3 protein-coding genes are annotated in these 2,066 nt (G+C 27.0%); all 3 read right to left on the bottom strand.

Annotated elements, in window-relative coordinates; all coding sequences use genetic code 11:
• On the bottom strand, positions 1–212 hold a 212-nt coding region (locus BMY18_RS20615), incomplete at its 3' end, for a GNAT family N-acetyltransferase (protein WP_139197361.1).
• A 161-nt stretch (positions 213–373) separates the two neighbouring features.
• A complete protein-coding gene (locus BMY18_RS20610; protein WP_092458507.1) occupies positions 374–808 on the bottom strand; it encodes a hypothetical protein in 435 nt (144 codons plus the stop codon).
• Between the two features lie 331 nt (positions 809–1,139).
• Positions 1,140–2,066, bottom strand: a 927-nt coding sequence (locus BMY18_RS20605) for a DUF4037 domain-containing protein (RefSeq protein ID WP_207647464.1), incomplete at its 5' end; no start/stop codon positions are given.

Raw genomic sequence — 2,066 nt, 5'->3', positions numbered from 1 at the left:
CAGTAATATGTAGAATTAGATTGATAGTTTTTAATCCACATTTGAATCATGTTCTTGGTATCATCTATTGTTTTATGTGCGTCCCACCTCAAAAAACGTGTGACTTCATCATCGCTTGTCCAATTATTAAACATCATTTCAGTATCAGCAAGTTCGAGTTTCCGTAATGTCAATCTTTTAGTTTTTATAGCTTGTGTTCCAGTATGCTTCATATGTTTACTCCTCCTGTACTAATAAAAGTTTTTACATAGTATGGGATAAAAAAAGATCGCTATCCTCATGCTTAACAAATTCAAATTTATTTTCACTTTATAAATATAATGAGAAGTTAAATACTCGCCATATTATAAGTTATTTAGTAAATTTGACTTATCTAACTAATCATTATTGCTACATCATATTTATTTAAATTTTCCAAAGCATCTTTTGTGTTATCCGCTAAATATGCTATTTTTAAAGGTTGTACGTATAAATTGAACTCATCAATAGATAATTCTATGTTCTTTGTTTCTTTAATTAGTAGCAAATTTTTATCATTATCTGATTCCATATTAAATATATAATCTTTCTTTTGGTATATATTATTTAAACCATTTTTTTTAATCATAAAAATTTGAAAATTATTATTTTCACGAGAAAGTATTTCTATATAACTTGACTTTATTGCAGATTCAACAAAACCTTTTTTCATTGAATTGTATAAATCTGATCCATTTACAAATTCAACCATTTTACATTCGATAATATCTGTGCTATCCGTTACAACTAATTTATTGCGCATTAATAATTTTTCGAATATTTTATTCATATTATCATCCTTTTCTTTTCGTTTTTATTTTATTTATTAATTCATCGGCTTTCATATTCTCTTTTTTGTAGGCTCGTATGTCAAATTAAGATCCTATTCCATGATAATCTCCGAACGTATTCTTAACATTTTCTATGTCTTGCATTACTGGTTTAAAACAAGATTAATCTGTTTTAAATTCGAATTGAAGAATATTATTAATACAAGGTATCTCTTGAATTCTATTATGAAATATTGCCAATATAGATTCCCCCCTTATTGCTACTCCCATTATATATATAATAAATATAATGGGATGTTTAATTATTTATAAAAATTCAAAAGTATAATATTAAAATTTATCATTATGAACTAATTTTTTAAGATCTGTCGTAACATTTCTTAAATCCATCACAGATTCTTCTATTTTTTTACTTATTGAACCACTCTCAATTATTTTTAATAATCTATTATAGAAGTCTTGTGGCTTTTTAGGCATAGAATCAATATATAGTTTTGTTCTTTTTCTACTTGGAAAGTATTTATAATTTGCGGCATACAAGGCTTGCAACAACTGGTCTATAGCTTCCTCTAAAACTTGATGATAAAATACAATATCTTTTCTTAATAGTACTCTTCCTAGGTCTTCTTCATTAAGTACATGGGAAATATGATATGTATACAATTTATTAAAAAGTGGTGCTGGATATTGTTTTACTTTTCTTATTAATCTAGTCCAAGTCATATCATCCTCATATAGCACATTAATCGTTTCTACACTTGCTAATCTTCCTGTAGGATAGAATCGACCTTCTTTTTGAATATTATATCCTTTCAAAGTATCATCAATATATTTTTCCATCTCATCTATTTCAAAATACATTGGCATAACTTCTATATCATCTGATATTAATATATCACCATATCCCCAAAAACCACCATTACATACTTCCATCGTCAAAGTAGAATAATTATCTTTTAGAGTTTTATATATTTTTAACCGCTCTTCCTTTGTAGGAATCTTGTCACATAAAACAAAAAGATCAATATCGCTAAAGCCTGGAACAAGTATTTCTTTCATATCTCCCGTCTGACCGATTGCTTTTACTTTATTACATTTCGATATTTCTAAAACTAATTTATCTTTAAATTCAAAAGTGTTCATTATATCCTCCACAAGTTCAAATTGAACAAAATCGCTACGCGATGGCCTACCAAGGTTGTGGCTAAGCGATTTTTTGTTATCTATTTTTAAAAGGCAGTAGAAAAAATTTCTGAT

This window comes from [Clostridium] fimetarium, assembly GCF_900111235.1.
GTDB lineage: Bacteria > Bacillota > Clostridia > Lachnospirales > Lachnospiraceae > Clostridium_N > Clostridium_N fimetarium.
The sequence above is the reverse complement of the archived record's forward strand: the minus strand, read 5'-3'. Positions and strand labels throughout refer to the sequence as shown.